Below are 23,090 nucleotides of genomic sequence, written 5' to 3' on the forward strand. Positions count from 1 at the left end.
CTTGATTCTTCATTTTTCCTGCTTTAACGACCAAAGGAATGGAAAATACCGTGCTGATTGAAGTTTCTCTTTAAGAAAGGAAGTGCAAGAATGATCAAGAAATTTGAAAAGGCGGAAGAGGCCTTTCTGGTCTTTACATTAGTCGTGATGGTGGCGTTGATTTTTAGCCAAGTCGTTGGTCGCTATGTTTTTTCCAATGCGCCCAGCTGGACAGAAGAGATGGCTCGCTATATACATATTTTCCAGGTATGGATAGGAGCAAGCTACGCCGTTAAATTGCGTGAACATATACGGGTGGAAGCCTTTATCACCCGTTTTAAAGGGATGCCGAGAAAAATACTGGAAACGATTTCATTGGCGATCTGGTTCGGAATGGCTTTGTTCCTGGCTTATTTTGGAACCGATCTCGTTTTAACCAGTATTTCAAATGGACAGGTCACGCCAGCGATGCAATTGCCGATGTGGATTCCTTTTTTGGCAATTCCGCTGGGCGGCATCGGAATGTGCATTCGATTGATCCAGCAATTGATTAAAATCTGGCAGGGCGATTACGAGATGCATAAAGGAGGGGACCTTCCGGTATGACAATAGCTCTGTTATTCGGCACCTTATTCATTTGTTTGCTGATCGGCGTACCGATTGCGATTGCGTTGGGCGTTTCAGCGTTGACAGCGATTTATTTCGGCACAACTTTACCGCTCAGCATCATCACTCAAAAAGCATTCACTTCACTCGACTCGTTTCCTTTGCTGGCGATTCCGTTCTTTATGCTGGCAGGAATTCTTATGGGAAAAGGCGGCGTTTCCAAGAGGCTATTGGCGTTTGCGTCAGCTTTGGTCGGCTGGATGACAGGCGGATTGAGCATGGTGACCATCGTGGCCTGTATGTTTTTTGCGGCTATTTCGGGATCAGGTCCAGCAACAGTTGCAGCAATCGGCGGCTTTATGATCCCGGCAATGATTGCGCGTAAATATGACGGGGGCTTTGCGTCAGCTGTTGCAGCTTCTGCAGGATCTATCGGTGTCATCATTCCGCCGAGTATTCCATTTGTCTTGTATGGGGTTATCGGGGGAGTTTCAGTCGGCAGCATGTTCCTGGCAGGCATTATTCCAGGATTGATCATCGGTGCTGGCCTGTTGTTGACTGCATATCTTATTTCCAAGAAGCGTGGCTATAAGCCGGAACCTGGCGAAGCATCGTCCTTTGAATTTAAGGACGTGCTGAAAACCTTCTGGGACGCCAAATGGGCTTTGTTGATTCCTGTCATTATCCTGGGCGGCATATACGGCGGTATCTTTTCTCCAACTGAAGCGGCCGTAGTTGCTGTAGTATATGCTATAATTATCGGCAAATTCGTTTATAAAGAATTATCCTGGCACGGACTTTATGAAAGCTTCAGAGAAGCCATTGTCATCAATGCCACCACGATGATCATCATTGGTTTATCGGTATCGTTTGCTTACTTTATGACCATCGAACAAATTCCAGGAGAAATCTCTGACTACTTAACAGCATTGTCGACGAATCCATTGGTCATTCTTTTAGCCGTCAATTTATTGTTGCTGGTGGTTGGGATGTTCATTGATACCATTTCGGCATTGGTCGTCCTGACTCCGATTCTGTTGCCGATTGTTGTTTCTGTCGGAGTGGATCCGATCCATTTCGGTGTCATTCTTGTAGCCAACTTGGCAATCGGTTTTGTCACACCACCGCTTGGAGTCAACTTATTTGTGGCTTCAAGTGTCGGAGGGGTTCGCTTCGAACGCATTGCTTTGGCCGTTGTGCCATTCTTGTTATCGATGATTGTATGTCTGTTGATCATCACATTCATCCCTGCTCTATCTCTGTGGCTGCCAGGACTTTATGAATAACGAAGATTTTTAATGAGAGAAAGGTTGTCACGTATGAGCATTTCTATTAATAGCCGGATCAAGTCGATTGAAATTTCAGGCATCCGGCAGTTTTCCAATCAACTGATCGATTTTCCGGAAGCCATTAACTTAACGATTGGACAACCCGATTTCCCGACACCTGAAGCTGTGAAACTGGCCGCGATCGAGGCGATCCGCAACGATCAGACCAGTTATACGCATAACGCAGGCTTGCTTGAGCTGCGTGCGGAAATTGCGTCTTTTTTCCAGGACAAATACGGGTTGAACTATGACCATAAAACAGAAGTCATCGTTACCAACGGCGCCAGTGAAGGATTGGATTCCCTTTTTCGAGCGATTCTTGAAGAAGGCGATGAAGTCATTTTGCCTGCACCTGCTTATCCGGGATACCAGCCGATCATCGAACTATGTGGCGGGAAAGTGATTTATTTGGACACTTCAGATACTGGTTTCCAACCCGATCCGCAGCGCCTGGAAGGTTTGATTACTGACCGGACCAAAGCCGTGCTAATGAATTTTCCATCCAATCCGACAGGAATCACCATGGAGTCGGAACAGCTTGAAAAAGTAGCTGCGGTACTGGAAAAACATGAGCTCTTTATCGTTACCGACGAAATATACAGCGAAAATTCATATGGTGAAAAACATTCTACATTTGCCCGTTTTGAAAGTTTACGAAACCGGACATTTTTGGTGCACGGTCTATCAAAATCACATTCCATGACTGGCTGGAGAATCGGTTTTGTGCTTGGGCCGGAAATGTATATGAAGCATGTACTGAAAGTTCATCAGTATAATGCCATTTGTGCAGCTGTACCAAGCCAATTTGCAGCGCTTGAAGCGATGAAAAACCAACGCTACCTACCTGCGGAAATGAATAAGGAGTATCTTCAGAGAAGAGATTTCGTCTATGGCCGTTTAACTGGAATGGGTATTGATGTCATCCTGCCGAATGGAGCGTTTTATATTTTTCCGTCGATTGAGAAATTCGGAATTTCATCTTTTGAGTTCGCTACGCGATTGCTGAAAGAAGGCGGAGTAGCAGCAGTACCAGGCTCGGCCTTCACAATATATGGCGAAGGTTTTGTGCGGATTTCCTATGCCTATAGCATGGCAGTGCTCGAAGAAGGCATGGACCGATTGGAGAAATTCATCGATACATTAAACTGATTCGAGGATTCTGCGATTACTATGCTTCTATCGGGGTAAAGTTCCATAAAGAAAGGAGCTGATAGGCATGGAAACTGTTAGGTTTTATCGATTTGAAGACGATGGGGTTATTCCTAACAACCGATCGCTTGAAGTGATAGTGTATCCGGCTGCCTTCAAGGAGAATACGCAAGAAATCGAAGAAGTGTTCAACCGCCATGAGTGGACGAACAGCTGGACAGGCGGTGTATTTGAATATCACCATTACCACAGCAATACACACGAAGTATTGGGGGTACTCAGTGGAACTGCCACGCTGCAGCTGGGCGGTGAGCAAGGTGAAATTTTGGATATTGCAGCAGGGGATGTGGTCTTGCTTCCAGCAGGAACCGGCCATAAAAAATTGGATGCCAGCAGTGATTTTGAAATTGTCGGAGCTTATCCGGGAGGTGTCTCTTATAACCTCAAGACCGGTGAACCCGGAGAGCGCCCTTATGTGCTGGAAGATATCCAAAACACGCCGTTGCCGAAAATGGATCCCGTTTTCGGCGACAGCGGACCCGTTAATGAAAACTGGTCATGAAACTCACAAAAGCCCCTTGCCGGATTTTTCAGGCAAGGGGCTTTTGCATGTTAAAGGCGTCTAAGGTGCAACTCTGTTACTCATAGTAGCCTTCCGTCGATTTACGGAACGTTTTGAACTGGTTCGCATCATGGCCAAACCAGACATCGGAATTGGTTTCTTTTGCGATTCTGCGTATTTTTTCAACTGCAGTCGTATAGCCCACTGAATCATATAAGATGCCGGGCGGCTTGATTGGCGGGCCGTAACTCTCTGCCGTATAGATGGCATCCGAGGCCAAGATGATGCCGCCTGTTTCCGGCATTTGTATCTGAAGGCCGAGCATGCCCCACGCATGCCCGCTTCCGAAGTTCAGGATTTTGATGCCTTCAGCCAGTTGCAGCCCGTCCTCTGTCCGTTTGACGGTCTGCCATTGCAGGTTGTTCTTGATCCAGGCGTCGATGTCGCCCCAGATATAGGCACCTTCCTTCATGTTGCGGGCATAGGTCTGCAAAGCGCCATTCAGTTCATCTTCGTGAACGATGATGGTCGCATTGGTGAACAGCTCAAGGCAGCCGGCGTGATCCAAATGCAGATGGGAAGCCACTACATATTTGATGTCTTCAGGCCGGACATTCAATTCCTCCAAGCGGTGATGGAGGTAGCACTCTTCCGGCATATCAATCGGAAACAGTGATTGCGTCACTTTCCCCCAACGTCCTTCGGCACCCATTGAATTCGGATTGCAGGCGGTGTCGAACAGGATTTTGCCTTCAGGATGATCGATCAATACGGTGTAGACTGGAAATGTCACCATTTCACTCGGTGGATTTGGATTTTCTGCACTTGCGGGATTATGCATGGAAATCAGGTAGTTCTTATCCATGCTCAATGTGCCATTGTCCATTACGTACAGTTTCGGGTTTGCCTTGATAATACCAGTCATCAAATGTCCCCCTCTCAGAATAATTACATAATATCATAATATTCAGTTTACTGTGAAGGGATATAAAAACTCCTGAACCAATAAGTTCAGGAGTTAAAAGGGAGTGAGGTTAATGAACCAATGCAGGCTCAAAGAATTCTTTGTATAATTCGTTCAATATCTTTTGTTCATCTTCTTTTAGAATGCCGAAGACTAAACTTACTTCAGAAGAACCCTGGTTGATCATTTCGATGTTGACGCCGGTTCTGGCAAAAGCGTTTGCTGCACGTGCAGTAAGTCCTTTTGTATTGTTCATGCCTTCACCAACCAAAACAATCATGGAAAAATCATTGCGGATATGGACGTCATCAGCCTGCAGTTCAGATTTGACCCGATCGACAATCCGCTGTTCTTTATCAGCAGTCAATTGATGGCTGCGCAAAATGACGGATAAGTTATCGATGCCGGATGGAATATGTTCATAGGAAATGCACTCATCTTCCAAAATCTGCAGCAGTTTGCGGCCAAACCCGATTTCACGGTTCATCAGGTATTTGCTGACATAAAGCGTCGAGAAACCGCTATCTGCCGAAATTCCTGTAACCGGGCGCAGGGAAGTGTCGCGTTCTGCAACAATCATCGTACCAGGGGCAGATGGATTATTGGTATTGCGGATGCATAAAGGAACCGCTGCTTTAAAAACAGGCATTAAAGCTTCATCGTGCAAGACGGCAAATCCCGCATACGAAAGCTCGCGCATTTCACGGTAAGTCATCTGTTCGATTTCGACCGGATTAGCGACGACGCGTGGATTGGCGACAAACACACAATCGACGTCAGTAAAGTTTTCATACAGCTCAGCTTTGACGGAAGCTGCAAGAATCGATCCGGTGATATCCGAGCCGCCACGCTCGAATGTCCGAAGAACGCCTTCTTTTGTATAACCAAAAAAGCCGGGGAAAACAGTGATGGTTTCTTTATTGCGCAGTTCTGCTAATCGGTCATAGGCTTCTGGAAGTGCCTGTGCCCGTTCAGGCAAGCCGTTTACAAATAGACCGGCATCAAACGGGTTGACATATTCGGCATTCAAGCCGATTGAAGTCAGGTAAGCAGCGATTAATTTTGCAGAGTTGTCTTCACCGCTTGCTTTGATCGAGTCAGCAAAAAGTGGGGGAGAGCTTTTATCTGCCTGAAGGCGGTTCAGAAGGTCTGTTTTGATGACTTGCTTAATGTCATTGCCCAGCTCCAACTCGTCAGCAATTTCCGCATAGCGTTCAACGACCTTTTCCAAGGGAGTATCCGTCGGTTCCTCGCGTAGCGCAGCTGCCGATAAATTAATTAACAAATCTGTCACTTTTACATCTCCATCAAATCGCTTGCCTGGAGCAGATACCACAATGATCTTACGAGAAGGCTCTGCTTTAACGATTGCTGCCACTTTTTTGATCTGTTGTGCACTAGCTACTGAAGTACCGCCAAATTTGCTTACTTTCATCCAATCAAGTCCCATCTTTTTTAATAGTCTGTAAAAGGGTTGTTTTAACTAAGATATAATACTATAATGTCCCTATGACAAAAACAGCTGTTTTTTCACAGTGTACACACCATGGGAGGAATCGTCAATGAAAAATGAAATTTCAATCGGATTATTAGGCCTTGGAACGGTGGGCAGCGGAGTTGCTAAAATCATTCAGCAGCATCAGCAGGATTTGCATCATAAATTAGGTGCCCAAGTTTCAGTAAAGAAAGTACTGGTCAGAGACACCAATAAAGACCGGCTTTCCAGTTTAGATCCGAGTGTATTCACGACGGATATAGAAGACATATTGAATGATTCTTCTCTCGATATTATTGTTGAAGTGATGGGCGGCATCGATGGCGCGAAGTCAGCTATTGAACAAGCGCTTAAAAATGGGAAACAGGTCGTAACGGCCAATAAAGATGTGATGGCTGAATATGGCCACGATCTACTAAAACTGGCAGACGCTGAAAAGTGTGACCTGTTCTACGAGGCCAGTGTTGCAGGCGGTGTGCCGATCATCCGTACATTGGAAGATGGACTCGCTTCAGACCGGATTTCGAGCCTGATGGGAATCGTCAATGGCACGACCAACTTCATCATGACGAAAATGAAAAAAGAAAACATGACTTATGACGACGCATTAGCTGAAGCTACTGCATTGGGTTATGCCGAAGCCGATCCTTCTGCCGACGTCGATGGCATCGATGCGGCAAGGAAAATGGTGATCTTGTCTTCGCTGGCCTTCTCAACCGAAGTCCATTTGGATGATGTCCTGGTAAGAGGCATGAAAGAAATCCGTGACGGTGACCTGGAACTCGCGAATAAGTTTGGTTATACCATGAAAATGGTCGGTTCTTCAACTAAAGACGAAGATGGAATCGAAGTTTCAGTAGAGCCGATCTTCCTGGCGAACTCACATCCGCTTGCTTCGGTCAACAATGAATTCAACGCAGTTTACATATACGGCGATGCAGTAGGTGAAACGATGCTTTATGGACCAGGTGCCGGTTCATTGCCGACGGCTACATCTGTGGTCTCTGATATCATTGCAGCTTGCCGCAACCTGCAGTTGGGCGTCAACGGAAAACGCGCACACGCAGCTCAGCATGAACGCGTTATAAAACCAGAATCGAAATGCTTTTCGAAGTATTGCCACCGTCTGCTTGTAAATGATGAAGTGGGCGTGTTGTCGAAAATGACTGCAGTCTACAGCAGGCATGGGGCGAGCATCCAGTCGGTTATACAGTCTCCGGCAAACGAAGACGGCAAAGCCGAACTGGTGCTGCTGACGCATCAGATTTCACGCCAGCAGCATTTGGATGTATTGAAGGAATTACAAGGAACGGCGAGCGTCATTAGCCATTACCGCATAGAAGGAGAGGAAACAGCATGAGATGGCAAGGACTGATTGAAGAACATAAAGAGTGGCTTCCCGTTACAGAACATACACCTTCACTGACATTACAGGAAGGGAATACACCATTGGTGCATTTGGAAAAACTATCAGAAGAATGGGGAATTGACCTCTATGTAAAACTGGAAGGAGCCAATCCAACCGGTTCCTTTAAAGACCGCGGCATGGTGATGGCTGTCGCCAAAGCTAAAGAAGAAGGCAAAACAGTATTGATTTGTGCTTCAACCGGTAATACCTCCGCTTCTGCAGCCGCTTATGGAGCCAGAGCGGGTATGCGTACAATTGTCGTCATTCCTGAAGGGCGCATTGCGCTTGGGAAACTGGCGCAAGCGAAAATGTACGGCGCAGAAATTCTTGAAATCAAAGGCAATTTTGATGAAGCATTGCAGATGGTTCGTGAGGTTGGCCAGGAGGCAGGCATTGCCCTCGTCAATTCCGTCAATCCTTACCGTTTGGAAGGACAAAAAACCATTGCGTTTGAAGTTATTGACCAATTAGGCCAAGTACCCGATATTTTCGCGTTGCCTGTCGGCAATGCCGGCAATATCTCTGCTTCTTGGAAAGGGTTCACGGAGTACGCAGAACGTACTGGCGAAAAACGCCCGACACTCTTAGGGGTGCAAGCAGCTGGAGCGGCACCGATCGTCAATAATAAAGTTGTGGAAAATCCCGAAACAGTGGCAACAGCCATTCGAATCGGAAATCCCGCGAGCTGGCAGCTGGCACTTGATGCCTTGGACCAGTCAAACGGAACGATTCTCGCAGCTACCGATGAAGAGATTCTGGAAGCCTATCAGTTGTTGGCTTCAACCGAAGGGGTATTTGCAGAACCGGCATCGTGTGCTTCCATCGCAGGCATCAAAAAGCAAGTGGAGAGCGGCCAATTGCCGAAAGGTTCAAAAGTTGTAGCTGTTCTGACAGGCAATGGATTGAAAGATCCGGAAACAGCGATTTCGGTCAATCAGCATAAAGCGCTTTTGGTTCCAGAAGACATGGAACGCTTTTGGGAGGATTTGAAAAAAGGAGTGAAAATATGAGCTGGAAAGAATTTTCAGTAACTGTTCCGGCTTCAACAGCCAATCTGGGTCCAGGATTTGATTCGATCGGGTTGGCATTGGATCTTCATATGTTTGTTCATGCCTCACCAGCAGCAGAGTGGCTGGTCGAATATAAAGATTCAGGCTATCAAGGGATTGCGAGCGGTGCCAACAACTTGATTGTCGCTACTGCCCAAGCTGTTGCGGATAAATATGGACAGCCATTGCCAAGCGCGAAATTGGTGGTCGAGACGGAAATCCCGTTGAGCAGAGGTTTGGGCAGCAGCGCATCCGCAATTGCGGCTGGCATTGAAATTGCTGACAGGTTAGCCGGATTAAAACTGCCGATGAAAGAGAAATTGAGAATAGGAACGGAAATGGAAGGGCATCCTGATAATATTTCCGCTTCACTTCTTGGGGGACTGACGATCTCCTATTTCGATGAAGACGAACTGGAAATCGTCCATATTCCGGAAGTGGAAATCGGTGTGGTTATCCTGGTTCCGCCGACTGAATTCCTGACTTCAGAATCCCGCAACTTATTGCCGGAAACCTTATCCCATAAAACAGCGACGCGGGGCAGTGCTTCTGGCAACGTCATGGCGGCTGCTTTAGCGAGAGGGGATTGGAAAACCGCAGGCCGGATGATGCAGAAAGATGTTTTTCATGAACCTTACCGCAAAGAGAGATTCCCGGATTTCGATGCCATCCAGCAAGGGTGCCTAGAACTTGGTGTCTACGGGGCGGCAATCAGCGGAGCTGGTCCATCTTTGTTCATCGCCGTGGAAAAAGGCTATGAAAAAGAGGTGGCAACCCAATTGGAAGAAAAATTCCCGCATTACGAATGCCTGGTCACCAGACCATCTGCACACGGAATCAAAATATGTGAAACAGTGATTTAAACGAAAAGAAGCAGCCCGGAATTCCGGGCTGCTTCTTTTTTCGAGCGGTATTTTCTGTTCTCTATTTATATTTTAATGGACACATACTTGGTTTCCAAAAAGGCTTCCAATCCTTCTTGTCCGCCTTCACGGCCAACGCCGCTTTCCTTCATTCCGCCGAATGGAGCTTGAGCAGTAGAAGGGGCACCGTCGTTCCAGCCGACAATTCCGTAATCAAGGTTTTCGGATAGATAAGTGCCGCGTGACATGCTTTCGGTAAAGAAATAAGCCGCCAAGCCAAAGCGCGTATCATTCGCCAGTTTGACTGCTTCTTCATCTGTTTCAAAAGACATGATTGGCGCTACAGGACCAAACGTTTCTTCATTCATGACCAGCATATCTGAAGTGGCATCGACCAGTACCGTTGGATTAAAGAAGTACGCGTTGTTTTCTGTACGGCCATCTCCGCCTACCAATACTTTGGCGCCTTTTTCGACGGCATCATTAACATGCTTCTCAACTTTTTCATAGCCGTCTTTGTCGACTAACGGACCGATTTGTACGCCTTCATCCAGACCATTGCCGACTTTCAGATTGCCTGCAGCTTGCTGGAGTTTTTGGGAAAACTCTTCAACTATGCTTTTCTGAACGTAGATTCGATTGCCACAGACGCAGGTCTGTCCGGCATTACGGAATTTCGACGCCATGACGCCTTCAACAGCGAGGTCCATGTCCGCATCTTCCAAAACGATGATAGGTGCATGCCCTCCAAGCTCAAGTGAAAGGTTCAACATAGTTTCTGAAGCCTGTTTCATCAATTCCTTGCCAATTTCTGTAGACCCTGTGAACGTCAGTTTGCGGACATCCGGATGGCTGGTGAACACTTTGCCGATCTTGCCGGCGCTGCCCGTCACTAGATTAATGACACCTTTAGGGAAGCCTGCCTCAATAGCCAGCTCGTACATTTTAACAGCAGTTAATGGTGTCATTTTCGCTGGCTTCGCTACAAAGGTGCATCCAGCAGCTAAAGCAGGTGCCATTTTTCTGGCCATCATCGCTGCAGGGAAATTCCATGGGGTAATGGATACAACAACGCCGACCGGCTGCTTGTTGATTTGAATCCGTTTGCCTTCTTTGCTTGCCGGAATAGTGCGTCCATACATGCGCTTGCCTTCTTCAGCAAACCAGGAAACGAAAGAAGCCGAGTACTCAATTTCACCGATAGCTTCAGCTAGAGGTTTGCCCATTTCCTTCGTTAAAATTTCACCGATTTCTTCCTTATGCTCGAGCAGCAAATCATGCCATTTCATCAGCAGTTCAGCACGATGGTAGGCTGTTGTCTTCGACCATTCGGGAAAAGCCGAAGCGGCAGCTTCGATTGCAGCAGTGGCTTCCTCTTCGCCCCCGTTGGGTACTGTGCCAACAACTTCGCCGGTTGCCGGATTCATGACCTCTATTTTTCCATCTCCTGTTTCAGTCCATTCACCATTGATATAATGTCTGCCATTCATTTGTTCGAATCCTCCTTTTGAATTTTGCCTATCCTAATAAATACCTCTAAACGCGAGGAGGTAAACGTTTGGAGTGAAGCAGCAAGAATGCCGTTCGCAAAATATACACATTTATAAAACTGGAAAGGGATATGCAATATATAGCTATTGGAATCGGTTACATTAAAAATGAATGGCCACTCAATTTAATATTATTTCAAAATAGTCGTTTTATTCTATTTATTCCCTGCTGTTTGTGTGCTACTATTGCATCATTATACAAGTTATCTTTAAAAAGCTTTGAGTTCAATAGCTTATTAAGAGAAAGAGGAGGAAATGGAAATGGCCCAGATGCTCGCATTACCGATTTTGATTTTTGTATTATTTATTGGCGAAGTAATCTCAACTCGAACGAAAGCTTGGATTCCTTCAATATTTGTCAGTGGGGTATTGTTTCTGCTGGGATATTGGACGTTCTTTCCTCCTGAAATTGTAGCGATTGCGGGAATTCCGCCTGCAGTAGCTGTTATGCTGATTTATCTGTTGATCACCAATATGGGGACTTTGTTATCTCTGGAAGAATTGAAAAACCAGTGGAAAACAATTCTGATTGCCATAGCGGGAATTTTAGGGATTATTGCTGCATTGTTCAGCATCGGAATTTTGCTGTTTGATTTTGAAACAGTGGTGGTTGCGATTCCGCCATTGGTTGGCGGATTGGTTTCTGCGTTGATCATGTCAGAAGGGGCAGCAGCTGCTGGACTTCCGACGCTAGCTGTCTTCGCCATCGTCATTTATGTTGTTCAAGGGTTTGCAGGCTATCCGTTGACTTCAATCATGTTGAAAAAAGAAGGCCAGAACTTATTGAACAAATACAGAAATAATGAATTGACTGCAAAGCAGCTGCCTGGTGAACAAACAGGGGCATCGGGCAAAGCGGTCAAGGAACCGCGTATGTTTGCCAATATGCCGGATAAATACAATACGGATTTCTTTAAATTTTTCAGGTTGGCATTGGTTGGTTACTTGGCGTATCTGACTTCAACTCTTGCAGCTCCAATCGTGGAAATAAGCCCGTTCGTCCTGTGTCTGCTGTTCGGAGTTATCGGACGCAGCATCGGTTTCCTTGAGCGCCATCCACTGCAAAAAGCAAATGGCTTCGGATTCGCCATCATGGGTTTATTGCTTTATATTTTCGACGGATTGAAAAATGCTACACCGAGCATGATGCTTGAAATCCTGTATCCGCTTATCGGTTGTATCGTTATCGGTGTAATCGGGATGTACATCTTTTCATTCATCATCGGGAAACTTCTTAAAGTCAGCAAGGAAATGGCATTTGCGGTTTCATTGACAGCCCTTTATGGATTCCCGGCAGATTATATCATCACGGTGGAAGTCATCAATTCACTGACGAAAGACGAAGAAGAACGGAAAGTACTGACCAGCCATATGCTGCCGCCGATGCTTGTGGCAGGATTCATCACCGTTACAATCGTTTCTGTAATATTGGCCGGTATATTTGTCGGCTTCCTATAAGAACTGGAGGAAATTCATCATGATCAATCAAACCATCAAAAATGCCATAAAAGAAAACAGCAACGAAATGATTCAAATACGGCGCAAGCTTCACAGCGAACCTGAACTGTCGTGGGAAGAGTACCAAACTTCCCAATTTGTCTTTGACTATCTAACGGAGCTCGGGATTGAAGCGCGAAAAACTGAGCCAACCGGTGTTGTTGGGGAGCTGAAAGGCGGAAAAGCAGGCAAAACTGTTGCCCTGCGTGCCGATATGGACGCTTTGTCTGTGGAAGAATTGAATGCGGATTTGTCTTATAAATCAAAAGAACTCGGGAAGATGCATGCATGTGGCCATGATGCCCATACTTCGATGCTGCTGGCTGCTGCAAAAGCATTGGCCAGCGTGAAAGATGACATTCCAGGGAATGTGCGGTTTATTTTCCAACCGGCAGAAGAAGTGGCGACCGGTGCAAAAGCAATGGTTGAGCAAGGTGCAGTAGCGGGTGTCGATGATGTGTTCGGCATTCATATTTGGTCCCAAAGCCCAACAAAGACTGTCGCTTGCAATCCTGGAGCCTCATTTGCATCGGCTGATATTTTCAAAGTTCATTTGAAAGGGCAAGGAGGACACGGAGCAATCCCGGAAGCCTGTATTGATGCGGCTGTCATCGCTTCTTCTTTTGTCATGAATTTGCAGTCCATAGTATCGAGGACCATTGATCCTCAACAGGCAGCAGTCGTAACTGTCGGGAAGATGGTTGTTGGAACGCGTTTCAACATCATTGCTGAAAATGCAGAAATCGAAGGAACAGTGAGGTGCTTCGATCCTGCGACACGGGACCACATCGAACAACAGCTTCAAGTCTACGCTGAAAACACAGCGGCTATCTACGGAGGAACTGCTGAAGTCGAGTATATCAGAGGAACACAAGCCGTCATCAATGGCAAAGAAAGTGCCGATTTGGTCCAGCAAGTGGCACGGGAAGCATTCGGTGAAGAGTCCATCTATGATGAAAAACCGACGATGGGCGGAGAAGATTTTTCATTCTATTTAGATGAAGTACCAGGCAGCTTCGCATTAGTAGGAAGCGGTAATCCAGAAAAAGATACCGAATGGGCTCACCATCACGGCAAGTTCAATATCGATGAAGAGGCAATGGAAACAGGCGCTGAGCTCTATGCACAATATGCCTGGGCGTTCTTAACTAAATGATCCAACGGATTTCACCAATCAAAAACAAGGAGGAAGTTATGCCAGCAAATAATGACAATCCTTTATATGAAGATCTGCTGAAAGACTACGATGATCGCCTTGACCACTCAGGCATCCGTGGCGAACGGATTGCGAGGCGGTTGTTTGAATTATCTCAGATTGGATTTGTGCAAGTGGGTGGCGTAAAGCGGCCCGGTTACTCGAATGAAGAAAAAGAAGCAAAAGAACTCGTCAAAAAGTGGCTGTCTGAAGCAGGACTAGCGATTCGAGAAGACGGTGCCGGCAATCTCATGGCACGGCTGGAAGGAAAAACGGAAGGGGCGGCAATTGCTTCAGGTTCCCATCTGGACAGCGTACCTAGCGGCGGGAATTTTGATGGGCCACTTGGCGTCCTGTCTGCATTGGAAGTGGCGGAGTCCTGGAAAGAAAGTGGCTATGTCCCCGATAAGCCATATGAAGTGATTATTTTTTCCGATGAAGAAGGATCCCGTTTCAACAGCGGATTAACAGGAAGCCGGGCAATGACGGGAGCCATCTCAAGACAGGAAATGGAACAGCTTCGGGATTACAATGGAGAAACTCTTGAACAAGTGCTGAAACAGTATGGCAGTACACTTGATGCTTATGAAGAAGCTAAAAGAGATCTATCAGACTTGGAATTGTTTGTAGAAGTGCATATAGAGCAAGGCAAGAAGCTTGAAAAAGCCGCACAGCCGGTAGGTATCGTCAATGGCATAGCTGGTCCTGCCTGGCTCGAAATGGAGTTTATCGGAGAAGCGGGCCATGCTGGAAACACTCCGATGATTGGCAGGAGAGATTCTCTCGTAACGGCGGCTGAATTTCTGCAGTCCATTCCGGATTTTCCGAAAACAGTCAGTGATACAGCAGTGGCCACAGTCGGAAAATTAGAGGTCTTTCCAAATGGGGCGAATGTTATCCCGGAAAAAGTGAAGTTGCTTGTCGACATTCGGGATATCATCGAAGAAACTAGAGACCGACTGATTGATTTGCTGATTGAACAGGCAGAAAAGGTTGCTGCAAAGAACGATATTCTGCTGAATATTAAGCTGAATACAAAAATCCAACCGGTACCGATTGCTGAAGACTTGCAGAAACAGCTGGCAGCCTCTTTAGAAAAATACGGAATTACGCCACAGTATATCCCCAGTGGAGCAGGACACGATGCCATGAATCTTGGACGTTACTTGCCGGTGGCCATGTTGTTTGTCAGAAGCAAAGATGGCATCAGCCATAATCCAAAAGAATGGTCATCCTTAAATGACTGCGTAATGGGAATTCATGTATTGAAAGACTTTATTGAAAACAAAATGAAACAATAATAGAGAAAAACCGTTCTAAGGAACGGTTTTTTTTATTTTTATTTATCCACATAATGGAAAATTAAAATTTTTTTTGGAATTATCAGTATTTATTAAAAATGTGTGTATAATTTTAACAAGACAGGGTATAGAAATAATAAGGACATGCCAAGTGGCTGATACTTTTTGGAGGTGGTTAGATGAAAGTAATGGAAAATCAGCATTCCAGTAGAACCAAGCTTTTTTCAGAAGACAAGCTTCTCAATGAATGCCGGTCGTATTTTTCATCAGAAACTGAAAAAACGGCAGAAATTGGAGAGAAATTTATTCACTACTTTCTGAAGAATGCTTCACCTGAAGGAGTTCTCTTTAAAACGATCAAAGACATTACAACAGACATTAATATTTCTCACCAAACATTGACTAAAGTTCTAAAAACACTTGAGTCAAAAGAAATTATATACCGAAGAAACGGCATCATCGGTCTATGGAAAGAATAATGAAAGCATCTCTCTATTGAAGGAGAGGTGCTTTTTTTTTTTTGCTGAATTCGGTTAGCTATAGTGGAACCGTTTTAACAGGGAAAAATAAAGTGAAGACAGGCTCCAACTTCACAGCTTTTTTTACCTTGATTGATAATAAGCATATGAAAAACCGGTGGTGGTTAATTATACCTAATACATAGGAATTAAATTTAAAATAAAATATTATGAAAGACTAAATACTTATATTATCCTTGAGAATTTAAAAAAATATCCTTATAGGTATAGATTGAGTCAATAAAATATGATATAAATGAACTATAATAATCTGAATTTTTAGAAATAAATTCAAATTAATTGTCTTCTTATATCAAAGAAAGGGGACTGCAAGGAGTTGTTTTAAGATGGTGATCCATTTCATAGAGAAATTGAAAAATCATACCCAGATCCTATCCGTTTTTGTTGCTCTCTTTCTGTTGGCGGTTTGGCTCTTTCCATCTTTTATTATGGATCCGAAGTACCAAGCATCAAGTCAATTGCTTATAGAAGAAAAAGGGAGAGCTTTACAAGAGGTGGCATCGCATAGTAATCGCTTGGATCCTCAAGCCATCGAAGCATTTGCTGCTTTTGTTAAAAGCCCGAAAGTATTGGAGGAACTAAGAGCGGATCTGAAATTTGAAATATCCCTTTCTGACCTTCAAAAGCAGATTACAGTAAATCATTCGAGTGATTCTCCGATCCTTACAATCACTGCCTTTTCTGATAGCGGCCAGCAATCTGTAGAAATTGCAAATAGCTTATCTTCTATATTCCAAAATAACGTGAGCAAAAATTTGGACACGGCTTCTATTCGGATTATTTTACAGGCAGTGGAAGCCCGAAAAGCAAATATCGTAACCGAGAATTGGGTTCTGGGCTTAGTAGCAGCGACAATACTGGGTTTTATCTTTAAGTTGCTTGCCGGATACATAAGCACATCAGCGAAAGCGTCAGCTGAAATAAGAAAAGATGCAAGAAAAAAAGAGAATCAATTGCAGACAGTGTTCAAGTGATTTTCTAGGTGAAGCAGGGGTGGAATTTATGTTTGAGCTAATATCGATACAACAGCACAGTCGCTGGCAAAAGATTCTCGACAGTCTGCAAATAACGGATATTTATTATACCAGCCAATATTTTTTTAGTGCATTGAAATTGGATCCAGGAGAAGCTTTGCTTTTTTATTATAAAGATGAAGAAGGAGAAGTAGCTTACCCTTACATTAAAAGGCATATAACCAATAGTCGCGGCAATACGTATTTTGACATCACAACCCCTTTTGGATATGGAGGGCCAGTGGTTAAAGCCGAAAATGACTATGCAAAGTTGATTGCGAATTTCAGGGGAACTTTTACGGAGTACTGCCATAAGGAAAAGATCGTTGCCGAGTACATCCGTTTTCATCCTTTGAAAGGAAATGCTCTTTTTTTCAAAGAACACTTGAAGTTATCTGCGCTGTACGAAACCTTTACAATCAGGCTGAGAGATTACTTCGCTTCTGGAGCAGCTACTCAGCTTTCCGACGGCAGTTTTGGGAAGAATTCTGACTTGGTAATCAAAAAGTTGGGAACTGTACGCCATATGTTCGAGTTTTTGGTATTGTATTATTCGGCTGCCAGAAGAAGAGAAGAGTCAGACAGCTATTATTTTTTCACCAATGATTACTTTGAAACGCTTATCAGTTCTATGGGGCCGAACCTTCATTTATTCGGTGCCTATCACGACAATAAACTGGTTTCTGCCTGTTATGTCCTATCTATGGGGGATACAATCTACTTCCACTTGGAAGGCAGTTTGTCGAATGCAGATAACGAAATAACGATGCAGCAGCTGCTGCTGAAAGTTGCTGAATGGGGAGAAGAGAATTATTACGCTTATTTCCATTTGGGCGGAGACTTCCAAGGGGACGTATACAGTGGAAAGCCGATGAAAAAAGAAATGGCAAATTGCGAACCAGAGGTTTTCTACATTGGCCAGAAAGTATACGACCAGGAAGTTTATAACCAATTGGTGGCATTGGAAGATCATGATATCGTTCGCCGATACAGAAACGTCTAAACGACAGACGGAATAAAACGCATAAAGATCAACATTATACCGGGGAGGCATAATAATGAGATACATGCAATATAAGGGCGTCGTAGAAAGAGAATATAAGAAGTCGTTAAGAAAGATTATGTATGAAATATGTGTGGTGGAGGGGTTAAATGCTTCTCTTGGCGCAAAAAAATTAGGTGTTGCAAAGGAGATTTTTATCTTTTGGAGACATTTTTATCGTCTGGATAAGAATCAGCAAGTGTTTGATCAGGCAGTCAGTGACTTGGACCAGATGAAATTCCTGTATCTGAATGAAGCGAAAGAAATAGATGCGTCACGGCCACTGCAGCATGAGGCGGAAGAGTCGCTTCAGGGGCTTGAAGAATTGATTGATCGGATGGTAGAGTATTATAAATGTCTACATGCTGAGAGCGGGGGGCTGGCGACGGAAACAGGAAAACTTCCGTTGTACGAGTTTGCTAAGGAACTTCTGACAGATTATCGAAATGGAGATTTGCTGAAGGAAGTAAAGGCTCAATCAGACAAGGCATCTTCATAAAACAAATTTGAATGGATGGAAGAAATGCATACTTTCACAGAAAAAGCTGTAGCTGTCATCAAAGAGATTCCTCCGGGAAAAATTATGACCTATGGACAAGTTGCTGCTGTTGCTGGAAGCCCGCGTGCTGCTCGGCAAGTAACGCGTATTCTCCATAGCATGAGTGCCAAGCATAACTTGCCTTGGCATAGAATTGTTAATGCACAGGGACGAATCATGTTGCGCGATGAAGAGTCGCGGTTTTTTCAACGGAAATCGCTGCAGGAAGAAGGGGTAGAAGTGGACCAGGATGATTGCATCGATTTAAGCCGTTACCGCTTTACTCCTTTCGCGGATGATAAAGAGTAGTATCTGATCAGGCCCTGAAAAGGGTTTTTTTATTGAGCTGGATTAGGGTTTATACAAAGTATGCATAAGACAGAATATCCTTGGGTATAGAAATAGTGAGTTCTTGGTAGAAAGCTAAATGTTTATCATTTTAATGAATAAGGGTATATAGAACAATGGACAATTTGAATAAGTGGAAAAGAGGAAGTTAAATGTCAAATGAAAACAAACCGGTTATCGGGATTACAGCACGAGTTGAAGAAGATCAAACCTACTCATTGGATCCAGTATACGGAAGAGCGATTTTGCAGGCTGGGGGTTTGCCGCTGATAGTACCGATTGTGGATAAAGAAGACATCCCTTTGTTATGCGAGCGCTTGGACGGCTTGATTGTCACTGGAGGTGGGGATATCAATCCTACTTTGTACGGGGAAGAGCCACATTTACGCTTGGGCGCCGTATACCCTGGCAGTGATGAGTATGAAAAAGAACTGATTTTGAAGTTTCTTGAACTCGATAAACCGTTTATCGGAATGTGCCGTGGGTTGCAGATGTTAAATATTTCATTAGGTGGCACAAATTATCAGGATTTAGAGGCTCAATTTGAAGGCAATTTGCATCAGCACAAACAAATGGCTATGCGGACACATCGTACCCATTCGGTAACTTTGGAAGACGAAAGCCTACTGTATGAGATTATGAAAGAGAAAAAATTCAATGTGAACTCTTTCCACCATCAAGGCGTCAAAGACGTTTCGGATCAATTGACGGTAGCCGCTTATGCTGCTGATGGTCTGGTGGAAGCATTGGAAAGCAAGCACCATCAATTCGCTATGGGCATCCAATGGCATCCAGAAGAATTCGCTCTTCAAGGCGATGATGCTTCCATGAACATATTTAAGCGTTTTGTTGACGAATGCCTGGTAGACAAAAAGCAAAATCAATAAATACAGAAAAAAGATTCAGGGATCTCTTATCCCTGAATCTTTTTTATTGCCTTCAGGAGTAAATAGAGCGGTTGCTTTTCCGTTGTCCTGAAATAGTGTGTCTGCCGGCGAGGTTAATGCGATATAAGCCTGTATATAATCTCCGGCAGAACCTGCAAAGTTTACGATCATTAAAATATAAACACTTAGAAACAAGGGGTTCGGAACGAGGGCCAATAGGGAAATCAATGCTGCTCCCCATATCGTTACAGGTGCCAAAGCGATGATGATAAAACTTCTTCGATTAAAATAAGCTTCACTGCCAACTGAAAGGAACGGAAACCGAATTCGATAGGCAGGGCGGCTGCGGGAAAAGATCTTTATGAAGACTGCGTGCATGGTTTCATGAAGAGCCATATAAACTAAAACCAAAACAACGGTAATAAAAAAAGACAAGAAAGGATTCAAAGTGCTAGATAAAGGCAAGCCTGTCCATAAAGCTAAGCCAATCAAAATGCCAGTGATCAAGACAAAGCAGGACTGGATCAAAACATTAAGATGCTTATCCTGAGCTAAATCGATTGTGCGCTCTATATTATAATGAGGTGGCAAACTAAGAGTATTTTCATTCATCTTCTTCCCCATGCATATTCCTCCTTGTAGATAGAAGTAGGAACGAACTTTAAAAGTAAAAAGACTGTCGCCAAGTGAATAAGCGACAGTCTGGGTAGGAGTAGAAAGAATACTAAGCCTGTTGATTTTTAACGGACCAAGGTTCAGGAACACGATCATTAACAGCAAGCTGCTTCACAGCCCAAGGTTCAGGAACACGGTCATTAACAGCAAGCTGCTTCACAGCCCAAGGTTCAGGAACACGGTCATTAACAGCAAGCTGCTTCACAGCCCAAGGTTCAGGAACACGGTCATTGACAGCAAGCTGCTTCACAGCCCAAGGTTCAGGAACGCGGTCATTGACAGCAAGCTGCTTCACAGCCCAAGGTTCAGGAACACGGTCATTGACAGCTGTCTCTACTTCGGAATTTGGTGCTAAAAATCCTGTAGTTAAAAGTATGGATGCAAAAGATACAATAAGTAATTTTCTCATTTTCCCACTCCTCATTTGACAGTCATTAGATCTTTATAGCATTGTTTGGATTCATTAAATGTAATAGCTGCTTTTTCGAAGTCACCTCGCTTAAAATATGTTTTACCTAATAGATCTAGGTAATAACCCTTTTCGAAAAGATTACCATTTTGGCTCAATATAGGAAGCAAGAGTTGGCAATAATATTCAAACTTGTCATCGTCACCTTTTATCAACTGAACTAGTCCTTTGAATTCGTATAAGATTTCTCTAAAAGCTTTATTAGTAGGAGATTCAAGTACTAGGTTTATTCCTTCTATGAGAGCTTCTCCCTTTTGGACTAAAATAATAGCTTCTTCTAAATCTTCTAGTTCTACATTGCATTTAATAAGAATACAATATGCTGAAAGTAAGTCAGAGGTATATTCTTTTGGAATAAATTCTAAAGAGTTTGTTATATGAAGTTTTGCTAACTTATAATCTTGGAAATGAAAATAAAAATATCCATAGTTATACTCGGTAGTAAACTTCAAAATATCATTATCAAGTTTTTTCCCAATGGTTAAAGCATTCTTAAGATGTTCTTTTGCAGTTGTGAAATTTCCTATTCTACGTTCATTAATAGCTAAATTTAAATGGCATTCGACAATTCTTTTCGGAATAAATTCCTGCTGGTAAATTTTTAAAGCAAGATGGGAATATTTATTTCCTATACCAGTTTCACGGCATTGTGTAGCAGATATCCCAATAGAATAATATAAATCCCCTATTTCAGAACCTGGTATTGCTTGAGGAGCTATTTTTTCAGCCATTAAATAAGTTTGGAGTGCGGTCTCATAATCATTTAAAATGTAATGATAATTCCCATTATATTTGTGGAACAAATAAAACTGTTCCTGATTCATAAACTCAGTGAAACGATTCATTTCCTTTAATTTATCTTCAGCGCTATCTAAGTCTCCTGTGATGATAAAATACCTGATTTGTTGTATGGCATATTCTAACTCTACATCTTCATCAACATGCAATAAAGGATGGTCTTGAATATCAGAGTAATACTCCATGATTTTCCCTTTATTTTGAGGATGTAGTAGGGCATTCTTGAAATTTTTTACTAAAACTTTTCCAATGGGATTATCCTTGGATGCCAATGGTATTTTTAACTTTTTACATAAAGCTTCAAGGTCCTTCAATGCTGGATCTTTGAGGCCGGTTTCAATTTTTTTCAGTTCCCTGGGAGTCAGTATGCCAGAGGCTAATTCTTCTAAACTAATTTTCTTTTTTAAACGATGGTATTTCAAACGCATTCCCGTGTCCATTACTGCTCTCCTTTCCTTTTGCAAGGGCAGTACTTCTGTCATCCATGTAGGAGAGTTGTTTTCCGCCTTTTTCGGATCGTCCGAGAAGTAAGAAGAAAATAGATCGCTAAGTACGATAATTGCCGCCTCCACATCCCATAGTTGCTTTGTTTTTACATCTTTTATACATGATATCATCAATTTTCGAAATAAACTGCTTTTTTATTTTAGATTTCGATAAAAAGAGAAAAAAGGGAATAAAAGCCTACTCCGGTAATTGTTGAGTAACTGAATACTCATAAAAGTTATTTTTATGGGTATATTTATCCAATATTTATTAAAGCGCTAATAACTCTTATTTGAACTTTTCATTTTTGAAAAAATAGTTACACAAGCAAAGTACGCTGATTTCCTGTGTTTTATACCTGATCATAGTATATTCATGAGGGATTTTTTTATTCTGCTCCTAAAGAATGTTATGGATGTTTCCATCGAGGGTAAAGAAAGAATAGGAAATTTTATAATGTTATGGAGGTTTTTATATGGATGCGGATAAAAAAGTATTGGCAGTGGTATTTTCGGAAAGTGATCTGCAAAGAAAAGTGGAAGATTTAAAGAATGCGGGGTATGAGGAACGCGATCTTCACATCATCGCCAAAGACGTAAAGCATTTTGACAACTACGCTTTCGATAAAAAAGAAGTCGATTCATTTGCTGATAAGTTTAAAGGATTTATTTCAGGTGAGAGTGGTGTCCGTGAAGGAGTGAAATCATTGGGCCTTTCGGATTCGGAAACAGAACGCTATACGGCTGATCTCGCAAAAGGTGGAATCTTAATATACAAAGATGAAGAAAATAAAACCATTATAGACGTGATTTCAAATAAAAATGTAGCTGCGGGACAGGAAAATCCGAATGATCTGCAAAGACAGCAGTATATCAATTCGGTTGACAATAACTTTGATGAACAGGAAGATCGTTTTGCCCGTGGAGAAACATTCATGCAGGATCCGACCTTAGTGAAAGATGAAAAACATAATTCATTCACTACCCAAGAAAATCCGGATGTCGAGAAAGCTAGAGGCGGCTCCAGTGAAGCTGAAAAGCATAGCCAAAGCGATCGGAAGTACAAATAAAGGGGCTGTCCCATGAGTCTCTAAAATAAAACAGCGGGAGAGATAGAAAGCCTTTCTCTTCCGCTGTTTTTTGATGGGGGAATACGTTTTCTGAGAGCAGCTGGCTGATGGAATGGAAGCCGCAGAAGCCGTGCCCACGGAACGCGTCCACCGCAATGGACATCTGCCGGGTCTTTCGGGAACAACAAAAGGGCTGTCACCAAAAGTCATTTTTCATGACCTTTTGGGACACCCCCTTTTTACAGGCATCAATATTGCCTGAACTCCCGGTTCCAGGTTT

Annotated in this window: 24 protein-coding genes; 18 read left to right on the forward strand and 6 right to left on the reverse strand. The window is 43.5% G+C overall.

Features of this window, described 5'->3' with window-relative positions:
• The first annotated feature begins 90 nt into the window (after nt 1-90).
• The 4 genes from QMA01_RS01045 (at nt 91) to QMA01_RS01060 (ending at nt 3,624) form a co-directional block, all read left to right on the forward strand.
• Nucleotides 91-585, forward strand: a complete 495-nt coding sequence (locus QMA01_RS01045; RefSeq protein WP_290214130.1) for a TRAP transporter small permease — start codon at nt 91-93, stop codon at nt 583-585.
• The gene (locus QMA01_RS01050) at nt 582-1,871 is read left to right on the forward strand and encodes a TRAP transporter large permease (RefSeq protein WP_203339261.1); all 1,290 of its coding nucleotides are present in this window, start codon (nt 582-584) and stop codon (nt 1,869-1,871) included. Before QMA01_RS01045 ends, QMA01_RS01050 begins: the two co-directional genes overlap by 4 nt.
• Nucleotides 1,872-1,904: 33 nt before the next feature.
• Nucleotides 1,905-3,062 (forward strand): aminotransferase class I/II-fold pyridoxal phosphate-dependent enzyme, encoded by a 1,158-nt coding sequence (locus QMA01_RS01055; protein WP_290214131.1) that lies wholly within the window; start codon nt 1,905-1,907, stop codon nt 3,060-3,062.
• A gap of 67 nt (nt 3,063-3,129) precedes the next feature.
• Nucleotides 3,130-3,624: a cupin domain-containing protein gene (locus tag QMA01_RS01060; RefSeq protein ID WP_290214132.1), complete on the forward strand. Its 495-nt coding sequence runs from the start codon at nt 3,130-3,132 to the stop codon at nt 3,622-3,624.
• Nucleotides 3,625-3,700: 76 nt separating this feature from the next.
• Here the strand turns inward: QMA01_RS01060 and ahlS are convergent, their stop codons facing one another.
• Entirely contained in the window at nt 3,701-4,549 is an 849-nt protein-coding gene (gene ahlS, locus QMA01_RS01065) for an AhlS family quorum-quenching N-acyl homoserine lactonase (protein WP_191713803.1), read from the reverse strand.
• A 109-nt stretch (nt 4,550-4,658) separates the two neighbouring features.
• Entirely contained in the window at nt 4,659-6,023 is a 1,365-nt protein-coding gene (locus tag QMA01_RS01070; protein ID WP_290214133.1) for an aspartate kinase, read from the reverse strand.
• A 127-nt stretch (nt 6,024-6,150) separates the two neighbouring features.
• Between QMA01_RS01070 and QMA01_RS01075 the strand changes: the two genes are divergently transcribed.
• From QMA01_RS01075 to thrB, 3 genes are read left to right on the forward strand one after another with little or no spacing between them, the layout of a single operon-like run.
• Nucleotides 6,151-7,443, forward strand: coding sequence for a homoserine dehydrogenase (locus QMA01_RS01075; protein ID WP_191713805.1), 1,293 nt, complete (start codon nt 6,151-6,153; stop codon nt 7,441-7,443).
• On the forward strand, nt 7,440-8,501 hold the full coding sequence (gene thrC, locus QMA01_RS01080; RefSeq protein WP_290184340.1) for a threonine synthase: 1,062 nt from the start codon (nt 7,440-7,442) through the stop codon (nt 8,499-8,501). The genes QMA01_RS01075 and thrC overlap by 4 nt, the downstream gene beginning before the upstream one ends.
• On the forward strand, nt 8,498-9,403 hold the full coding sequence (gene thrB / locus QMA01_RS01085; RefSeq protein WP_290214134.1) for a homoserine kinase: 906 nt from the start codon (nt 8,498-8,500) through the stop codon (nt 9,401-9,403). Before thrC ends, thrB begins: the two co-directional genes overlap by 4 nt.
• Nucleotides 9,404-9,468: 65 nt before the next feature.
• Here the strand turns inward: thrB and QMA01_RS01090 are convergent, their stop codons facing one another.
• Nucleotides 9,469-10,893 carry an NAD-dependent succinate-semialdehyde dehydrogenase gene (locus QMA01_RS01090; protein WP_290214135.1) on the reverse strand — a complete coding sequence of 475 codons (1,425 nt, stop codon included), beginning with the start codon at nt 10,891-10,893 and terminating at the stop codon, nt 9,469-9,471.
• 321 nt (nt 10,894-11,214) lie between these two features.
• On the opposite strand from QMA01_RS01090, the gene QMA01_RS01095 reads away from it, so the two are divergent.
• From QMA01_RS01095 to QMA01_RS01135, 9 genes are all read left to right on the forward strand, one after another.
• Nucleotides 11,215-12,411, forward strand: coding sequence for a hypothetical protein (locus QMA01_RS01095; protein ID WP_203339269.1), 1,197 nt, complete (start codon nt 11,215-11,217; stop codon nt 12,409-12,411).
• Between the two features lie 19 nt (nt 12,412-12,430).
• Nucleotides 12,431-13,606 carry an amidohydrolase gene (locus QMA01_RS01100; protein WP_290214136.1) on the forward strand — a complete coding sequence of 392 codons (1,176 nt, stop codon included), beginning with the start codon at nt 12,431-12,433 and terminating at the stop codon, nt 13,604-13,606.
• A gap of 38 nt (nt 13,607-13,644) precedes the next feature.
• Nucleotides 13,645-14,946 (forward strand): M20 family metallo-hydrolase, encoded by a 1,302-nt coding sequence (locus QMA01_RS01105; RefSeq protein ID WP_290214137.1) that lies wholly within the window; start codon nt 13,645-13,647, stop codon nt 14,944-14,946.
• A gap of 179 nt (nt 14,947-15,125) precedes the next feature.
• Nucleotides 15,126-15,425, forward strand: a complete 300-nt coding sequence (locus tag QMA01_RS01110; RefSeq protein ID WP_290214138.1) for a hypothetical protein — start codon at nt 15,126-15,128, stop codon at nt 15,423-15,425.
• A gap of 386 nt (nt 15,426-15,811) precedes the next feature.
• Nucleotides 15,812-16,459: a YveK family protein gene (locus QMA01_RS01115; protein ID WP_290214139.1), complete on the forward strand. Its 648-nt coding sequence runs from the start codon at nt 15,812-15,814 to the stop codon at nt 16,457-16,459.
• Nucleotides 16,460-16,487: 28 nt separating this feature from the next.
• Complete coding sequence (locus QMA01_RS01120; RefSeq protein WP_290214140.1) at nt 16,488-17,501, forward strand: GNAT family N-acetyltransferase; 1,014 nt, start codon at nt 16,488-16,490, stop codon at nt 17,499-17,501.
• Between the two features lie 55 nt (nt 17,502-17,556).
• A complete protein-coding gene (locus QMA01_RS01125; RefSeq protein ID WP_290184349.1) occupies nt 17,557-18,039 on the forward strand; it encodes a hypothetical protein in 483 nt (160 codons plus the stop codon).
• Nucleotides 18,040-18,063: 24 nt separating this feature from the next.
• Nucleotides 18,064-18,387 carry an MGMT family protein gene (locus tag QMA01_RS01130; protein ID WP_191713816.1) on the forward strand — a complete coding sequence of 108 codons (324 nt, stop codon included), beginning with the start codon at nt 18,064-18,066 and terminating at the stop codon, nt 18,385-18,387.
• Between the two features lie 191 nt (nt 18,388-18,578).
• On the forward strand, nt 18,579-19,313 hold the full coding sequence (locus QMA01_RS01135; protein ID WP_191713817.1) for a gamma-glutamyl-gamma-aminobutyrate hydrolase family protein: 735 nt from the start codon (nt 18,579-18,581) through the stop codon (nt 19,311-19,313).
• 15 nt (nt 19,314-19,328) lie between these two features.
• On the opposite strand, the gene QMA01_RS01140 is transcribed toward QMA01_RS01135, so the two are convergent.
• The 3 genes from QMA01_RS01140 to QMA01_RS01150 form a co-directional block, all read right to left on the reverse strand.
• Nucleotides 19,329-19,937, reverse strand: a complete 609-nt coding sequence (locus tag QMA01_RS01140) for a DUF3267 domain-containing protein (protein ID WP_290184350.1) — start codon at nt 19,935-19,937, stop codon at nt 19,329-19,331.
• 100 nt (nt 19,938-20,037) lie between these two features.
• On the reverse strand, nt 20,038-20,397 hold the full coding sequence (locus tag QMA01_RS01145; protein ID WP_290214141.1) for a hypothetical protein: 360 nt from the start codon (nt 20,395-20,397) through the stop codon (nt 20,038-20,040).
• Nucleotides 20,398-20,408: 11 nt separating this feature from the next.
• Nucleotides 20,409-21,695 carry a helix-turn-helix domain-containing protein gene (locus QMA01_RS01150; RefSeq protein WP_290214142.1) on the reverse strand — a complete coding sequence of 429 codons (1,287 nt, stop codon included), beginning with the start codon at nt 21,693-21,695 and terminating at the stop codon, nt 20,409-20,411.
• Nucleotides 21,696-22,216: 521 nt separating this feature from the next.
• Between QMA01_RS01150 and QMA01_RS01155 the strand changes: the two genes are divergently transcribed.
• Both QMA01_RS01155 and QMA01_RS01160 read left to right on the forward strand, forming a co-directional pair.
• Complete coding sequence (locus QMA01_RS01155; protein ID WP_290214143.1) at nt 22,217-22,810, forward strand: YflT domain-containing protein; 594 nt, start codon at nt 22,217-22,219, stop codon at nt 22,808-22,810.
• Nucleotides 22,811-22,922: 112 nt separating this feature from the next.
• Nucleotides 22,923-23,072, forward strand: coding sequence for a hypothetical protein (locus QMA01_RS01160; protein WP_290214144.1), 150 nt, complete (start codon nt 22,923-22,925; stop codon nt 23,070-23,072).
• Nucleotides 23,073-23,090: the final 18 nt, after the last annotated feature.

It is taken from the genome of Planococcus notacanthi (genome assembly GCF_030407825.1).
Classification (GTDB): Bacteria; Bacillota; Bacilli; order Bacillales_A; family Planococcaceae; genus Planococcus; species Planococcus notacanthi.